This window comes from Paenibacillus sp. EKM212P, from assembly GCF_011066115.1.
In the GTDB taxonomy this organism is placed as follows: Bacteria; Bacillota; Bacilli; order Paenibacillales; family Paenibacillaceae; genus Paenibacillus; species Paenibacillus polymyxa_B.
In genome coordinates this window covers 1-324 of record NZ_JAAMNR010000058.1, presented here as the reverse complement: position 1 = coordinate 324, position 324 = coordinate 1, and the positions used below count along the sequence as shown (strand labels likewise).

Genomic DNA, 324 nt, shown 5'->3' with positions numbered 1-324 from the left:
TAAAACTGGTGGAGGATGATGGATTCGAACCACCGAACCCGTAAGGGAGCAGATTTACAGTCTGATGCGTTTGGCCACTTCGCTAATCCTCCATATAAAGGTGGCTCGGGACGGAATCGAACCGCCGACACGAGGATTTTCAGTCCTCTGCTCTACCGACTGAGCTACCGAGCCATATCCATTAACAAAAAAATAAAGTGCGGAGGGATACCCCTTCCCACTTTAGTACGGTAAAACTATTGAATTGAAAAATGGCGGAACTGACGGGATTCGAACCCGCGATCTCCTGCGTGACAGGCAGGCATGTTAGGCCTCTACACCACA

General features: G+C 49.7%; 2 tRNA genes. Both read right to left on the bottom strand.

Annotated features, from left to right (window positions below):
• Positions 1-6 precede the first annotated feature (6 nt).
• Positions 7-92: transfer RNA gene (locus tag G9G54_RS24965), tRNA-Tyr, on the bottom strand.
• Between the two features lie 9 nt (positions 93-101).
• Positions 102-174: transfer RNA gene (locus G9G54_RS24960), tRNA-Phe, on the bottom strand.
• Between the last annotated feature and the right edge of the window lie 150 nt (positions 175-324).